Raw genomic sequence first — 14,016 nt, 5'->3', positions numbered from 1 at the left:
CGAAGATTTATACCCCCTTAAACTATGTGGTAGCGGATGACGACTTTGCCGAGTTCTGAGAAGTGATGAAACCATTCATGCGCCGACACACCATGACGCGGGTCGAAGTCTTAAAAGTAGGCGTCAAGGCCTTGCTCTGGCAACTCTTGTATTTTCTCTTCCTCTTCATGAGATTCCTCGGCTTCGGAGGACAACTGCTTCTTTATTGATCTAGCGAGGGCTCTACCTATTCCTGGAATCATTGCCAGGTCTTCTTCCCGTGCTGTAACCAGGTCTATCAGGGACTTGTAGCCGTGGGAGTAGAGGCTCCTAGCCCTGACCCTACCTATGCCTCTCAGCGATACTAGCTCGAGAAGCTCCTCCTTTACGCCGTGCTCTATCCGTTTACTTAGTACGGCGAGCCTAACCGAGTGCTCGTTGAAGCCTGTGAGCTTGGCTATCTCAGAGAGGGCAAAGGCGACCCATTCAGCTGTCTGTATCAAGGAGTAGATGTCTCCCGGACCAACATCGTATTTCTCAACTATATGTTCCTCTGGAACCTCGTTTATCCAGTCCTCTAGGAGCAGGGCCGTTTTTAAGCGTTGTAGGAAGAATTCGTACTCAATCTCGTCCTCTGGTGGTCGAGCCACGGGTCCTAGGCTCGAGCTTTTAAGGATGTCTTCAAGCCACTCCTCATCCCCTCTCCTTAGATGTATCGTTGAGGCATCCGGGGTAGAGGCTATAAGGTATAGATACGACAGCGTTGAGGCTTGATCCACCTTTTTGAAGAAGTCTAAGCCTGTCACGGCCGTCTCAGGGTCTATGTAGAGTTCGGCGACTCTAATTCCAAGCTGCGTTGGTTCAAGCTTATCCCCCCTAACCTCAAGGAAGCCTGCCTGCGCCAATCTATTCAGGATTTTTTTCGCTCTTTCGATCACGAAGAAGTAGTCCCTGTTTTGGTAGGAGTAGAAGGTGTTCAAGAGGAAACGCCCTAGCGAGTCGAGACTCCTCACTAATTCACTCGTGGCTATGACTGACAAGAGGTGTGATCGAAGCACAGGCTCTGAAGCCAGCTGGGAGGAGAGGTTCTCGGGTTCTGCCTCTACATATTCCTTGAATAGGAACTCGAGCTCCTGGAGTGAGCGAGCTATCAGCACGGATTCCCCTTCTTTGTCATAGCGCGGCCTCCCAGCCCTGCCCGCCATCTGTTTATACTCCATTACAGGTATCCTCTCGTAATATCCCAGCTCTACATTGAACCTCCTATAATCAGTGACCACTACCCGCCTGGCGGGAAGGTTCACCCCCGCGGCCAGGGTTGGCGTGGCAACGATTACCTTGAGAATCCTATCCCGGAACATTCTTTCAACGGTACTCCTAGCCTCTGAGGCTAGGCCTGCATGGTGGAAGGCCACACCCTTTTGGAGAAGCTCTAAGAGTTGAAGGGTCACTTTGTCGCTGTGCTCTGACTTAAGCCTCCTTATGTTCTCCCGTATCACCTTGAGTTCCCCCGGCGATATGAATTTACTTGTAATCGCGGAGAGTTTCCGCGCGTCACTCACAGCCGACCTTCGTGTAGGGCTGAACACGAGGAGCTGCCCGTCTTCCTTAAGGGTGTCATAAGCTAGGTCGAAAAGCGGGGCTCCATGGTTCTCAAGGGAAACGGATTGTCCATCGTTGTAGAAAATCTCTCCGTTGTAATACACGCCCTCACGTAGAGGAACGGGTCGCCAGTCAACCCTAACAGGCCTGGCTCCAAGCCACTCGGTAAGTTCTTCGAGATTGCCTATGGTAGCGCTGAGGCCGAGCAGCTGGGGCCTTTCAGGCATAAGCTTTGTACGTGTTAACAGTACCTCGAGCGTTGCGCCACGCCTATCGGAACCAAGGAGATGTATCTCGTCAGCAACTATAACCGATACCTTGTCGAACCAGGGGGCCTTGTGGCGTAGGAGGCTGTCCGCTTTCTCGTTCGTCGTGACTATGACGTCGTACTTTCCAAGCCATGCATCGTCGCTGTCAAAGTCACCCGTGCTTATAGCTGTCTTATAGCCGAAGACACCGAAGAAGTTTTTGAACTCCTCGTACTTTTCTGAGGCTAAGGCGCGAAGCGGAACCATGTATAGGGCTTTACCCCCCTCTAGAAGCCTCTTCAGGATGGTTAACTCTGCAACCAAAGTCTTGCCAGATGCTGTGGGAGCTGCGATTACAAGGTCCTTGCCTTCAAGGGCTCCCTGTCTAACTGCCTCGTACTGGGTCGGGTAGAGCTGCGTTATGCCTAAACGGTTCTTAAGGGTCTCAAGTATGTTTCTGGGAAAAAACTTTGCAAGTATGTCGGTGCTGTAGTAAGCCATGGCATTCACTCAAATTCATACCAGGATTATTAATACCAGGATTAAAGATTCACCTTAAATATTAACGGGTTTTATGCACTCTCTTCTTGGAGTCATGAGTTCACCCTCCCTTACGAAGCTCTCGATAACCTCTCTAACCATGCTTTCATCGATCCCTCTTGATGTAAGCTCTTCTATGACAGTCTTGATCTCAACGCATTCCCCGTTGTTCTCCTTGACGAGATGGCGTATAGTGTCCAAGATCGTTATTATCTTCTCACGTTTCGACTTAGGCTGACCCGTCATTATGGTGTCGATGTCTATTGTCTTTGTTTGGGTATCAATGCCAACGTTCCTGAGGAAGAACTCCATGAGCTCTATCGCTGTCTCAGCGTCTTCCTCGATGACAACGGGGCGGAGGTGTAGCCTGGCCCTCGCCTCGGCGAGTCTTATTAGGGCTTCTAGCTGGCGTGGAGTTATCGCGATGGGAGAGTTTGGATCCTCGCTTTTAGACCTCATCGCTACATAGTACTCAACTATCTTGCTTTTAGCTTCTGCGGAGAGCTTGGGTCGGATGTTCTTCCTCGCATAGGCTACGTACTTTTTCAAAAGATCGGCTGGAACTGTATGGCTGAGAGCCTCGGGATACGTCTCGCCATGGAAGTCCACGACATACTGTGCAAGCTCCCTGTCCCTCTCCCTGTTAGGAGTATCTTTTATCACAAATATAAGGTCGAATCTAGAAAGTATTGTTACAGGGAGGTCTATATTCTCGGAGATATTCTTGCCCGGAATATATCTCCCGAACACGGGGTTGGCGGCTGCGAGGATGGACGCCCTCGCGTTTAAGGTAGCGACTATGCCTGCTTTGGCTATACTAACCGTTTGCTGCTCCATGGCCTCGTGTATACTTACCCTGTCCCTAGCCTCCATCTTGTCGAACTCGTCTATACATGCTACACCACCATCTGCAAGTACTAGAGCACCGGCCTCGAGGTAGAACTCGCCGGAATTCTTCTCACGAACCACTGCCGCCGTCAGTCCGGCGGCGGATGCCCCCTTGCCGGACGTGTATATGCCTCGAGGGGCTAGGGAGGCGACGTACCTGAGTATTTGACTCTTAGCAGTTCCCGGGTCACCGATTAGCAGGATGTGTATATCCCCCCTAACTCTCACGCCGTCAGGGTATATTTTCGGGACACCGCCGAAGAGCAATAAGGCTACCGCCCTCTTGATCTCCTTATACCCGTAAATCGATGGAGCTATGGAGTTCAGGATTAGCTCTTCAATATCTTCACGACGCGAGAGCTCCAGAATCTTCTTTTCATCCTCGGGCGTGATCTCTACGTCAAGGGACTCCTTCGTGGCAACCTCGATGTAGTTAGCCTCTATGTATGGGTGGAAGATTGGTGGAGTGTTCTTTAATAGCTTCTTGTCCTCCTCCACCCTCATAAAACCGATAACAGTCGCTCTGTCTCCTGGACGCACGATATCCGCTAGATCCTCCCTAACTACAACATCGATTGATCTTGGAAGCTGGCCAGGTGGTAGCTCTTCAGGCTTCTCCTGTAGGACGAACTTCTGTATATCCACGAACTTACTCTTCTCTATCACTAGAGTGAAGCCCTGAGACCTCCTGCCCTCCTCTTCGCATCTCGGGCAGACAGTAGGCTTTGTAAACCCCTCGGATTCCTGCTTTACCTCCTGCTCATGGCCACAAGTCTTACACCTGAAGACGCCCACTATCAGCTCGTGTTTTACTGGAGAAATCTTCGTTACAATACCCTCTATCGCCAGGAGCTTGCCCAGGTGCTTTGCTCTCACATCCCTTATCTTGACGTGAAGGGCCTCCGGGAGTTTCCGGATCCTCACATGGAAATCTCGTACCCTCTGGGCGTACTCCGGGTTCTCTACGCTCATTACCTCGTAGACAGCTTTTGAAGCTGCTTCCAGGAAGACTGAAGGTGTTTCTGTTAGGGTGTCTGCTAGCGTCTTATCATACAGTAATATGTCCTCAAAGTCGACGACTAGAGAGACGCTGTTCTCGGCGCTCATCCGCCTTATCATTTCCCTGTATTTTTCACGGCCGTCAGGTGCACGAAAATCCTTGAGAAACTCTGTTAGCCTCTCGACGAGCGGTATGCTTTGAACAATGACCTGCCCCGCCATACTACACAACACCTACAAGCCTCTTCATCGAGTCGCTCCAAGAGCTTATCAAGCTGCATAACTGTGTGTAAAGCAATTGCTCTTCGCGAGTCATATTCCTCATTTTATCCCTCTCGGCCTGAGCACTCGCAACAGCAAGGGCTACGATCTTCTTGAGCCTTAGACTTAGAAGATCCGAGAAGGCTATCCTCACGCTCTTAAGCTCAGCCTCACGCTCCGCGTCACCCTTAGACGCCTCATACTTCAAATGTGAAACGTATAGCATCAGCTTCAGGTAAAACCCTTCTTCAAGCGGTTGTAAAGCCTCGGACTTCGACTCGTTCCAGCTCAACTTCTTTAAATTTAGGCTTGCCTTGAACGCTTCTACGTCTATTCTAGCCTCCTTTCTAGAGATGAGCTCGAGGGCATAAGTGTAGGGCAACTTTATCTTCATTCCAGGCTTGAGCTTGATATCTAGGCCAGCTATGCTCTCTTTACCCTCCTTCTCTATTATGAGGGGCACCTCTATATCCGAGTAAAACAGAGTATCCAGCAACCCTGGAACAAGCACACTTTATAACCTTTTAGATAGGTTTTTTCAGTTTTTCATTTATAAATGTTGAAAGTAAAACGTCGTTATATCGTAATATAATTGTACTACCTTGTAGCTAGCTTGCGGGCCTCGCGCTCTGTTTCGCGGAGAAGAACTATATCTCCAACCCTAACTGGCCCCCTAACATTTCTCGTAAGTATTCTGCCCTTATCTCTCCCTTCTAAGACGCGCACGCGAACCTGGGTAACCTCCCCTGTGACGCCGGTCCTGCCTATTATTTGAACAACCTCTGCCGGTGTAGCATCGCTCCACTTATCGGCCATTTTTACTACCCCTCTCGTCCAGAAGACTTTGACCATTTAAATTTTTTTGGTTACTTGGGAAAAAGGAAAAACAACCCAGAATATTAATGAAGGGTAAAGATGCACCCTCGAAATCCTTAAGCGGAGACCTTAAGCTTGTTAACATGCTGCACTACCTCGTCGACGAGTGCCTTCGCATCGCCGGGTTCAATTATAGCTGCTGCAGACGCTGCTACATTGATGCCCGCAGCCTTCCCCAGTCTTTCCTTGGAGGGGACATAGACGTAGGGTACCTTCTTCTCCTCACAGAGGAGAGGGAGGTGTGCAACTATCTCGGGGGGATCGACATCCTCCGCAATGAGTACTAGTACTGCCTGTCCTCTCTCGATGGCTTTGGTTGTCTCGTTTACACCTTTCTTTATCTTTCCTTTTTCCCGTGCCGCTGAAAGAGCGTTGTAGGCTTTCTCGGCAAGCTCTCCTGGAACTTCAAACTTTACATAAAACGGCTTCTTGGACATATCGCTCACCTTTCGCTCATCTACCCCTCACACAACATGCCCTGTCTTTATAAATCTTTGCTTAATAGTGAACAAGGCAACATGAAGACCTCTACAGGACTATTCCGGGAGAGTATGAGGAGTTATCTCGGCAAGTTCTATAGCCGAGAATACGTCAGGGAGCTCGAGGAGAGCTTGAGAACCCCGGGCTCGAGATATTTCATGAGAGTAAATACTTTGAAAGCCGACCCCTCAGAGGTAGCGTACATATTACGGGAGGAGGGCTATGAGGTATATAATCATCCACAGGTTCGCGAGGCTATCTACACGCATGTGAAAGGCCCATTTGATGTCAACATACACCGGGGACGAGTTATCATAGACTGGAAAACAGCTGAGAGCGTTTACGTGGGGGCAAACGTGTACGCTCCCGGAGTCCATAAAGTTGTAAATGCTGATAAAGGAGACTACGTGACTGTAACTTCTCCAGATGGTACAGTGGTTGCAGAGGGCGTTCTCGAGATGAGTCCCCCTGAAATATTTCGTGAGAGGAGGGGGCTAGCGGTGAGAACGACGAACTCCGTTTTCAGAATAGTATCACTACGTGAACACCCCTTCTTCAGGGAGGGTGTGATATACCACCAGTCCTTGCCGAGCATTGTAGCCGTTAAAGCTCTCGCACCCAAGCCCGGCTGGACGGTTCTCGATATGTGTGCGTCTCCCGGCGGTAAGGCTACACATGCAGCTACACTAATGGAGGATTCAGGCGAGGTAATAGCTGTCGATAGGAGTGAAAACAAGGTTAGGGCGATCGAGGAGAATGCTAGGAGACTAGGGCTCCGTTCCGTAAGGCCGCTCCTCTACGATTCGAGGTATATATCTGAGGTGCTTGGCGTGAATAGCGTAGACGCGGTTATCCTGGATCCCCCTTGTACAACTCTAGGAATACGACCCAAGCTTATCTACACGCGAGAGGAGAAGGATGTCTACCAGCTGGCTGAATACCAGCGTCAATTCCTCTCAGAGGCGTGGAGGGTCTTAAGACGGGGCGGGCTCCTCTTATATACGACGTGCACTTTGACGCCCCACGAGAACGAGTTCAACGTATTATATGCTACCTCGAAGCTGGGCTTCAAGACCCTCCGCGTTAATACACCTCTTAAACTGCGCACCCCCTATCTTGGAATAGAGGGAGCGGTATTTGACCCTGTGGTGAATGATACGCCTGGTTTCTTTATATCAGTTTTAAGGAAAAATGGAGAAAGCGGTTAAAGCTTAGATATGAAGTCCTGCACTTCACTAGTTGAGAAGATTTTGAAGGTTCTATCATAGACGTCGATCTTAGCGAGCTCAATGTTTTCCGCCGTAAAACCGTCCTCCATCGACTCTTTAAGTGCCCTGAGCGCCAGCAGTATTGCTTGATCGATCTTTATATTGTCGGTGTATTCCCTTGTAAACAGGTCTATTGCCTTCTGAGCCCCCGTGCCAATCGCCCTTGCCTTACATCTCAAGTAGGTTCCTCCGGGGTCAGTCTGGATTAGATGCACGCCTTTCCTGTCTACCCCGGCGAATAGGAAAGCCACACCGAAAGGTCTAACGCCACCGTGCTGGGTATACATCTGCTTGATATCACATATCCTCTTGACAAGTAGCTCGATCGGTACCGGCTCGCCGTATACGAGGCGATGGCTCTGAGCATAGATTCGGGCCTGGTCTATGAGGACGCGGGCGTCACCGAAGAGGCCTGCAAAGGCTACACCCACGTGTTGATCTATCATTTTAATTTTCTCAGTGCCTTCTACGAGGGGGGAGGCACTCCTCTTCTCTACTGCCAGAACCACGCCATCAACAGCTTTCACGCCTAACGCTGTCATCCCTCTCTTGACGGCCTCATATGCGTATTCGACTTGGTATAGCCTACCTTCAGGGCTGAAGATCGTAATGGCTCTATCGTATCCCGCCATTGGTGCAGCAGGAAACATGGAAACACCGTGTATATTCAATTAGTGCAGTTAATAATTCTTGCGTTACAAAGCTCCAACCGAGTACTAGTGGCAAATGTTTAATTTAATGTGATGAGTGTGAAGGTTAGGTGTGTTAAAAATGTCCAAGAAAAAGCTAAGTATCGCGAGGCTCGAAAAGGGCGGGAAAAGGTTTGAGGTTTTCGTTGACGCCGAGAAGGCCTGGGCCATGAAGAACGGTGAAAAGGTCAATATCCGAGAAATTATCGAGGGCGAGTTCATCTACAGTGATGCAAAACAAGGATTGAAAGCATCTGAGACCGACTTGAAGAAGTTCTTCGGAACCACCGACCCCTACGTTATCGCTGAGAATATCATAAAAAAGGGTGAACTGCTCTTAACGGCTGAGCAGAGGCGTGAGCTCATAGAGGCGAAGAGGCGACAGATAATAGAGTTTCTGTCAAGAAACACGATAGATCCTAGGACAAATACGCCTATACCGCCTAAGAGGATTGAGCTAGCCCTCGAAGAAGCTAAGGTGAGCATAGACCCATTCAAGCCCGTCGAAGCGCAGGTAAACGATATTCTGAAGAGCCTAAAGATGATCTTACCCCTAAAGGTCGCAAGAGCCATTCTAGCCGTGCATATTCCCGCGCCCTACGTCGGCAAGGCTTACGGCGCATTACAAAAAATAGGGAAAGTCCTACGGGAGAGCTACGCCACGGATGGCTCGCTCAACGTGGAACTAGAGGTTCCTGCCGGAATGCAGTCCTCTGTAATCGAAACCGTTTCGAGCCTTACCAAGGGGCAAGGAGATGTAAAACTGCTCAGAACTGAACAGGTGTAGCTGGCAGGGGTGGTTTGAGGTGAACCTCTACGTTAAGGATAGGCAGATAGTAGTCCCAGGTGAGCCTGTAGGCGAGGCGGGAAAGGTGAGCATTGAAGGACATGTCTACCGCGTAAACAAGAAATTCTTCTCTAAGGTACTAGGGGTAGTGTACGTTGACGAGGAGAGAAAGGTCGCACGGATAATTCCTCTTAAAGGAAAATATATACCCGTTGAGGGCCACAAGGTCATCGGGAAAATCGTGGAGGTGGGTTTTACTAACTGGGTTGTCGACATCAACTCTCCCTACACTGCCGTTCTTCCCGTGAGCGAGGTGACCTCCAAGCCTGTCAACATCTCCCGCAACGAGCTTGCAAGAATCCTCGATGAGGGCGACTTGATACTCGCTAAGATAGTCTCCTTTGACTTCACAAAGGACCCGGTAGTCAGTATTAGGGAGTCAAAGCTGGGTAAAATCCCGAGGGGGTCACTGGTGGAGATCAGTCCTCAGAAGGTCGCACGGATAATCGGTAAGAAGGGGTCTATGATCTCTATGATTGAGGAGATGCTCGGGGTTCAACTCATAGTCGGTCAAAACGGCAGGGTTGTTGTGGTAGGTAGTGACCCCTTGAAGGAGGAGATAGCTGTCCTGGTTATAAAGAAGATAGACGCAGAAGCTCATATATCGGGCTTGACGGATAGGATTAAGGAGTTTATAAAGGAGAGGCTGGGAGAATGACGAGGAATAAAAACGTGAAACTGCTAGACGAGAACGGAAGGAGAAGCGATGGGCGATTGCCTGACGAGATGAGACCGTTGAAAATAGAGGCCGGGGTTCTTAGAAACGCTGACGGCTCAGCCTATGTGGAGCTCGGCAATAACAAGGTTATAGCCGCCGTATATGGACCTCGAGAGGTAACTCCGCGCCATGAGGCTCTAAGCGACAGAGCCATACTCCGCTGCAAATATTCGATGCTTCCATTCAGCGTCGCTGAGAGGAAGAGCCCGCAGCCTTCCCGACGCGAGATAGAACTCTCAAAGGTCATACGGGAGGCCTTGACCCCCGCCATATTCCTCAACGAATACCCCAGGACGACGATAGACGTGTTTATCAACATCCTCGAGGCGGACGGGGGAACCAGAACAGCCAGTATAATCGCGGCAGCCGTAGCCCTTGCAGACGCTGGAATAGCGATGAGAGACCTCGTAGCAGCTATAGCCGTGGGAAAAATAGGGGACATACTGGTTCTCGACATTAATGGTCTCGAGGATCAACACGGAGACGGGGACATGCCTATAGCCATGATGCCAAAGCTAGGAGAAGTTACTCTGATACAGGCGGATGGAGTCTTCACCCCTGAGGAGATAGAAAGGGCATTATCCATGGTCTCCAAGCCGATCAAGAGAATATACGAGGAACAGGTGAAAGCGTTAAAAAGCAAGTATGAGTCGATTAGGCAAGAGGTGACTGAGAGTGAGTGATGAAGCTTCTAGGCTTCGAGTGCTACCTGTAATTAAAAAAGAGCTTCTACTAGCATCGCTCAGGAAGGGAGAAAGACTCGACGGGAGAAGTCCCGAGGAAGTCAGACAAATTACCATTCAGACGGGGATAATAGGCAAGGCTGAGGGCTCCGCACTCGTACAACTCGGTGAAACTAGGGTGATTGCAGGCGTCAAGCTAGGTCTAAGCTCCCCCTTCGGGGACACTCCAGACGAAGGAGTCCTGATAGTCAATGCGGAGCTTTCACCCTTAGCTTCACCCTTCTTCGAGCCTGGCCCTCCAGGAGAGGAGGACATAGAGCTTGCTAGGGTTGTTGACCGTGGCCTTAGAAGTGCCGAGGTTATAGACATGCAGAAACTTTCTATCATTCCAGGCTCCAAAGTTTGGGCTGTCTTCGTAGACATATATCCTCTCGACCACGCGGGCAATATTCTCGACGCTGCTGGTCTAGCCGCGATGAGCGCCCTGCTCAACTCTAAAATGCCTAAGACCACGGTTGAAAACGGGAGGATAACAATCCTAGAGGAGAAAGTCCCCTTGCCTGTGCGTAGTAGGATAGTCTACGTAACCCTGGCAAAAATCGGGGATTATATGGTCGTCGACCCCAGCCTAGAAGAGGAGCTCGTCTGTGATGCAAAAATAACATTCGGTGTAACAGAAGACGGGAAGATCTCCGCTATCCAAAAGAGCGGTGACGGCTCTATAAAGCCAAGCGAGTTGCTTCGAGCCAGAGACATGGCGATAGAGGTATCGAAGAAGCTGTTCGAAAAGCTGCCTCCGATTAGTAGTCAGGAGCAATGATAAAAAATATATTCAGCGGGATTGAACCCTAAAAGGCGATGCTTTATGGGTAAGCATACAAAAATCGTTGGAAGAGCTGGGAGGTTTGGTGCGCGCTATGGCGCTACACTGCGCAAAAAAACGGCTGCCATTGAGAGCAAGATGAAGGCCAAGCATAGATGCCCAAGGTGCCAAACAGTGGGAAGTCTGAGGAGGATTAGCATCGGGATATGGTCCTGCAAGAAGTGTGGCTACACATTTGCGGGCGGAGCATACCTCCCGCGAACCGAGTCAGGTAGAACCTTCACCCCCGAGGAGTTGAAAGCCCTCGGCTTGTAAGAGAAAATTTTAGTGCTAAGCTTAAAGCTTCGTCGGGCGAAATCTCGTCTACCCTTTTATCCGGATCTACACCCGACTCGCTCAAGATCCTGCGCACCTCTTCCTTTTTAAGCCCATATCCCAGAACTATACCCGTCGAGAGTTTCTTTCTCCTATAAGGGAATACTGATCTTGTGAAGGACTCAACGGCTTCAATGCTTTCAGGTGAGAGCTCCTTCCGGGGTATCAGCTTCACCACAACGGTCTCAACGTGAGGCCTGGGCTTGTAGGCTTCACGTGGTATCGTGAATAGTTTCTCGACTGAGAAGCATAGCTGTGTAAGTATGGAGAGCCTTCCATAAATACTTGTTCCGGGAGGGGCAAGCATTCTCTCACCCACCTCTCTCTGAATACCTAGAACCGCGTAAACCAGGGAGGCGTCACGGCAAAGCATTGCTATAATTCTTGAGGAGAGATAAAAGGGAGTATTCGAGACGACAACGTGTCTACTTTTACTAGTTGTAAAGAAGACTGCATCCGTTAGAACAACATCTACTTTCCCCATCCCCCCTCTACATTCCTTGAGAAGTTTTACGAGTGAGGGGTCAATCTCGCTACAAAAAACGTAGCTTGCGACCCTCGATAAAGGCAAAGTCAAGCTTCCGAGCCCGCAGCCTATCTCGTACACAACGCTACCCTCATCCACGACCTCTGCAAACATCGAGGCAAACCTCTCATCGACGAGCATGTGTTGCCCTAGTTGTTTACGAAATCTTAGAGAGTACGCCCTCCTAAGGCACTCCACCACCAACAACCCGGGTTCAAATCATGCATATAGATTAAAACGTGCCGTCGGGAAAACCCGAAAACCATAAATTTTCCTAAAAATCCGGTTAACAGGGGCCCGGATGGTGTAGCCTGGATAACACGCTGGCCTGTGGAGCGCGAACCCACAGGCAGCGCGCAGAGAGCCAGTGAACCCGGGTTCAAATCCCGGTCCGGGCCCTCCCAGGTTTACCCCAATACAATTTTCGAGCCAACCCTTGATCCCTTCAACAAAGCTTATCATGATGCTTCCTCCCTTAGGTTTTTGTGAATACAAGGCTGGTCTTGAAAAATGAGGCACGCCAAGCGCTTTCTTATGGTTGGGGCTTCCTTGTATTCAGAGAGCCGCCGGAGTCCATCCGCTTTTCCATCCAGCTTATCAAGGATTTGGGGCTTTGCGGTCCTGAGCCCTTACTCATCACGGTTGGCGACGTCGTCTCTTACAACTTTGCCGCTTACGGGCGTAGCGATGTGGCTGTGGTAGACGGTAAGACTAGACGCAGCATGCGCATTCAAGGTGTTGTCGCGGCGAACTCCTATAATTGCGTTAATGACCCAGGTACGATTTCTCAAGAATGCATAGAGGCTATTAAAAGTGCAATTGAGGAGGCAAAGAAGGATAGAAAGAGCATAGTATATGTGGATGGTGAAGAGGATCTTTTATCACTCGTTGCGCTAAAAGAGTGCCCCCTTAATGAAAGCTGGGTTATATATGGTCACTGGAAAGGCTTCTTGTGCCTGTTACCCTGTACAGAATTCTTTAAGAGGCTAGCCAACGTATTGCTCGAGACCAGTTTCGAGAAGGAGTGACTCTACCAGCGCTACATTGGCACGCAAAGAACTATAGGGTATTCCTAGTGCCTTTGAGATAAAATAAAGATTCAACCTAACATCTAGCCGATTCAATACGACAGCTATAACCGCGGCTAGAACATTTCGCCTACTCCTACCCGTCGAGAAGCGTCTAATGCGGCCAAGTATTAATCTAACATGCCTTCTGACTTCCTCCCTTGGAGCTATTGCGGCAACCTTCTCTAGAAGCTCTTCCAACTCGCCGTCCCACCCGTCATGAAGAAAGCCCAGCGCGCGGACAACCGGTATTATGTGTATCAAGTCTCCTGTACTGAGCTTAAAGCCGCGTAGCCGAAAGACCTTTACAACCTCCCTTAATCCCGTCCTGGGCCTCGACCGCTTGACCTCAAAATATACAAGAAAAGCTAGGAGCGCCGACTTCTTCCAGATCCTCAACCCGTTCTTAGCGGCACGTCTCAACAAGATCTCGTATTCTTCAATGATACGTGTACGTGTCTCATGGGTCAAGTTGAAGTCCAGTGAGACCGCGGATAGTATTCTCCAGGCATGGCCTGTAGAAAAACGTCCCGTGACTACATCGTTAAGCTGTTTCAAGCGTGGATCCAGCTTTAAAACGGCCTTTCGAGCCTGGGAGCCCTCAGAGAATCGAACTGTATCATCGAAGCCCTGCTGTATAACCTTACCGCAGGACGTACAAACATAATGCCCCCTCGGGTCAAAAACCACTAATCCACCGCACTCGCTGCATCGCATGTGTTGAGACCTAGAAAACACTGTTATATGCGGTGAAGGCTTAACGTCGGGGGGAGGGCTCTAAAAACACTAATAAAAACTTTTCCCAACCTAGACCTCTACGACCGGCATCGTCAGGGTTCGCTTGACGCCCGGGAGAAGCCTAATCTTCGTTAAAACCGTCTCGCGAACCTCGCGCTCATCCTTTCCCGATATCTTGACTATTATATCATAGACGCCGTAAAGGAGGTTGGCCTCTATAACGCCTGGAACCTTCCGTAGCTCTTCTAAAACAGCTCTCTCCTTGCCTATGTCACAATTAATAAGAACGTAAGCAGTAGCCGTCATCGATTTATATGGTGAGTCCATGTTTTTAAAGTTGTCACTTTTCGAACGGTCTCAGGATGCAGTTCATCGTCCAGGAATAGAGAAAAATATATGAATTAAGTAG

16 protein-coding genes and 1 tRNA gene are annotated in these 14,016 nt (G+C 49.7%); 8 read left to right on the top strand and 9 right to left on the bottom strand.

The window, feature by feature from the left end; translation table 11 throughout:
* Positions 1-110 precede the first annotated feature (110 nt).
* From MA03_RS07770 to rpl7ae, 5 genes are all read right to left on the bottom strand, one after another.
* Positions 111-2,330 (bottom strand): DEAD/DEAH box helicase, encoded by a 2,220-nt coding sequence (locus tag MA03_RS07770; RefSeq protein ID WP_052884702.1) that lies wholly within the window; start codon positions 2,328-2,330, stop codon positions 111-113.
* A 54-nt stretch (positions 2,331-2,384) separates the two neighbouring features.
* The gene (mcm, locus tag MA03_RS07765) at positions 2,385-4,478 is read right to left on the bottom strand and encodes a minichromosome maintenance protein MCM (protein ID WP_052884701.1); all 2,094 of its coding nucleotides are present in this window, start codon (positions 4,476-4,478) and stop codon (positions 2,385-2,387) included.
* Position 4,479: 1 nt separating this feature from the next.
* Positions 4,480-5,028, bottom strand: a complete 549-nt coding sequence (locus tag MA03_RS07760) for a DNA replication complex GINS family protein (RefSeq protein ID WP_052884700.1) — start codon at positions 5,026-5,028, stop codon at positions 4,480-4,482.
* A gap of 86 nt (positions 5,029-5,114) precedes the next feature.
* Positions 5,115-5,333 carry a 30S ribosomal protein S28e gene (locus tag MA03_RS07755; protein WP_052884948.1) on the bottom strand — a complete coding sequence of 73 codons (219 nt, stop codon included), beginning with the start codon at positions 5,331-5,333 and terminating at the stop codon, positions 5,115-5,117.
* 116 nt (positions 5,334-5,449) lie between these two features.
* Positions 5,450-5,830, bottom strand: coding sequence for a 50S ribosomal protein L7Ae (gene rpl7ae / locus MA03_RS07750; protein ID WP_052884947.1), 381 nt, complete (start codon positions 5,828-5,830; stop codon positions 5,450-5,452).
* 81 nt (positions 5,831-5,911) lie between these two features.
* On the opposite strand from rpl7ae, the gene MA03_RS07745 reads away from it, so the two are divergent.
* Positions 5,912-7,081, top strand: a complete 1,170-nt coding sequence (locus tag MA03_RS07745) for a PUA domain-containing protein (RefSeq protein WP_052884699.1) — start codon at positions 5,912-5,914, stop codon at positions 7,079-7,081.
* Here the strand turns inward: MA03_RS07745 and psmA are convergent.
* Entirely contained in the window at positions 7,078-7,791 is a 714-nt protein-coding gene (gene psmA, locus MA03_RS07740; RefSeq protein ID WP_052884698.1) for an archaeal proteasome endopeptidase complex subunit alpha, read from the bottom strand. The genes MA03_RS07745 and psmA overlap by 4 nt on opposite strands.
* A gap of 121 nt (positions 7,792-7,912) precedes the next feature.
* Here psmA and MA03_RS07735 point away from each other — a divergent pair, with 121 nt between their 5' ends.
* Genes MA03_RS07735 through MA03_RS08835 form a run of 5 tightly spaced genes read left to right on the top strand, consistent with a single transcriptional unit; the run spans position 7,913 to position 11,216 of the window.
* Complete coding sequence (locus tag MA03_RS07735; RefSeq protein ID WP_052884697.1) at positions 7,913-8,617, top strand: ribosome assembly factor SBDS; 705 nt, start codon at positions 7,913-7,915, stop codon at positions 8,615-8,617.
* Positions 8,618-8,636: 19 nt separating this feature from the next.
* A complete protein-coding gene (gene rrp4, locus MA03_RS07730) occupies positions 8,637-9,335 on the top strand; it encodes an exosome complex RNA-binding protein Rrp4 (protein WP_052884696.1) in 699 nt (232 codons plus the stop codon).
* Entirely contained in the window at positions 9,332-10,078 is a 747-nt protein-coding gene (gene rrp41, locus MA03_RS07725) for an exosome complex exonuclease Rrp41 (RefSeq protein ID WP_052884695.1), read from the top strand. Before rrp4 ends, rrp41 begins: the two co-directional genes overlap by 4 nt.
* Complete coding sequence (gene rrp42 / locus MA03_RS07720) at positions 10,071-10,898, top strand: exosome complex protein Rrp42 (RefSeq protein ID WP_052884694.1); 828 nt, start codon at positions 10,071-10,073, stop codon at positions 10,896-10,898. Before rrp41 ends, rrp42 begins: the two co-directional genes overlap by 8 nt.
* 45 nt (positions 10,899-10,943) lie before the next feature.
* Positions 10,944-11,216 (top strand): 50S ribosomal protein L37ae, encoded by a 273-nt coding sequence (locus MA03_RS08835; protein WP_191118546.1) that lies wholly within the window; start codon positions 10,944-10,946, stop codon positions 11,214-11,216.
* Here the strand turns inward: MA03_RS08835 and rsmA are convergent.
* Positions 11,182-12,003 carry a 16S rRNA (adenine(1518)-N(6)/adenine(1519)-N(6))-dimethyltransferase RsmA gene (gene rsmA, locus MA03_RS07715; protein WP_191118545.1) on the bottom strand — a complete coding sequence of 274 codons (822 nt, stop codon included), beginning with the start codon at positions 12,001-12,003 and terminating at the stop codon, positions 11,182-11,184. The genes MA03_RS08835 and rsmA overlap by 35 nt on opposite strands.
* A gap of 94 nt (positions 12,004-12,097) precedes the next feature.
* Here rsmA and MA03_RS07710 point away from each other — a divergent pair.
* Together MA03_RS07710 and MA03_RS07705 are read left to right on the top strand one after the other, a co-directional pair.
* Positions 12,098-12,200, top strand: a tRNA-His gene (locus MA03_RS07710).
* Between the two features lie 87 nt (positions 12,201-12,287).
* Entirely contained in the window at positions 12,288-12,830 is a 543-nt protein-coding gene (locus tag MA03_RS07705; protein ID WP_052884692.1) for a DUF359 domain-containing protein, read from the top strand.
* Here MA03_RS07705 and MA03_RS07700 read toward each other — a convergent pair.
* Together MA03_RS07700 and MA03_RS07695 are read right to left on the bottom strand one after the other, a co-directional pair.
* Positions 12,789-13,586 carry a TFIIB-type zinc ribbon-containing protein gene (locus tag MA03_RS07700; protein WP_191118544.1) on the bottom strand — a complete coding sequence of 266 codons (798 nt, stop codon included), beginning with the start codon at positions 13,584-13,586 and terminating at the stop codon, positions 12,789-12,791. The genes MA03_RS07705 and MA03_RS07700 overlap by 42 nt on opposite strands.
* A 90-nt stretch (positions 13,587-13,676) precedes the next feature.
* Positions 13,677-13,913 (bottom strand): Lrp/AsnC family transcriptional regulator, encoded by a 237-nt coding sequence (locus MA03_RS07695; RefSeq protein WP_052884690.1) that lies wholly within the window; start codon positions 13,911-13,913, stop codon positions 13,677-13,679.
* Positions 13,914-14,016: the final 103 nt, after the last annotated feature.

This window comes from Thermofilum uzonense (assembly GCF_000993805.1).
GTDB classification, from domain to species: domain Archaea; phylum Thermoproteota; class Thermoprotei; order Thermofilales; family Thermofilaceae; genus Thermofilum; species Thermofilum uzonense.
Note: the sequence above shows the minus strand (reverse complement) of the source record. Positions and strands in the feature narration are given on the sequence as shown.

Bases quoted from the DNA above. Each gene is read 5' to 3' on its own strand.
- rrp41 (WP_052884695.1), top strand. From the start codon at position 9,332: ATGACGAGGAATAAAAACGTGAAACTGCTAGACGAGAACGGAAGGAGA.
- psmA (WP_052884698.1), bottom strand. From the start codon at position 7,791: ATGTTTCCTGCTGCACCAATGGCGGGATACGATAGAGCCATTACGATC.
- mcm (WP_052884701.1), bottom strand. From the start codon at position 4,478: ATGGCGGGGCAGGTCATTGTTCAAAGCATACCGCTCGTCGAGAGGCTA.
- MA03_RS07735 (WP_052884697.1), top strand. From the start codon at position 7,913: ATGTCCAAGAAAAAGCTAAGTATCGCGAGGCTCGAAAAGGGCGGGAAA.
- MA03_RS07755 (WP_052884948.1), bottom strand. From the start codon at position 5,333: ATGGCCGATAAGTGGAGCGATGCTACACCGGCAGAGGTTGTTCAAATA.
- rpl7ae (WP_052884947.1), bottom strand. From the start codon at position 5,830: ATGTCCAAGAAGCCGTTTTATGTAAAGTTTGAAGTTCCAGGAGAGCTT.
- MA03_RS07745 (WP_052884699.1), top strand. From the start codon at position 5,912: ATGAAGACCTCTACAGGACTATTCCGGGAGAGTATGAGGAGTTATCTC.
- MA03_RS08835 (WP_191118546.1), top strand. From the start codon at position 10,944: ATGGGTAAGCATACAAAAATCGTTGGAAGAGCTGGGAGGTTTGGTGCG.
- MA03_RS07700 (WP_191118544.1), bottom strand. From the start codon at position 13,586: ATGCGATGCAGCGAGTGCGGTGGATTAGTGGTTTTTGACCCGAGGGGG.
- MA03_RS07770 (WP_052884702.1), bottom strand. From the start codon at position 2,330: ATGGCTTACTACAGCACCGACATACTTGCAAAGTTTTTTCCCAGAAAC.
- MA03_RS07695 (WP_052884690.1), bottom strand. From the start codon at position 13,913: ATGACGGCTACTGCTTACGTTCTTATTAATTGTGACATAGGCAAGGAG.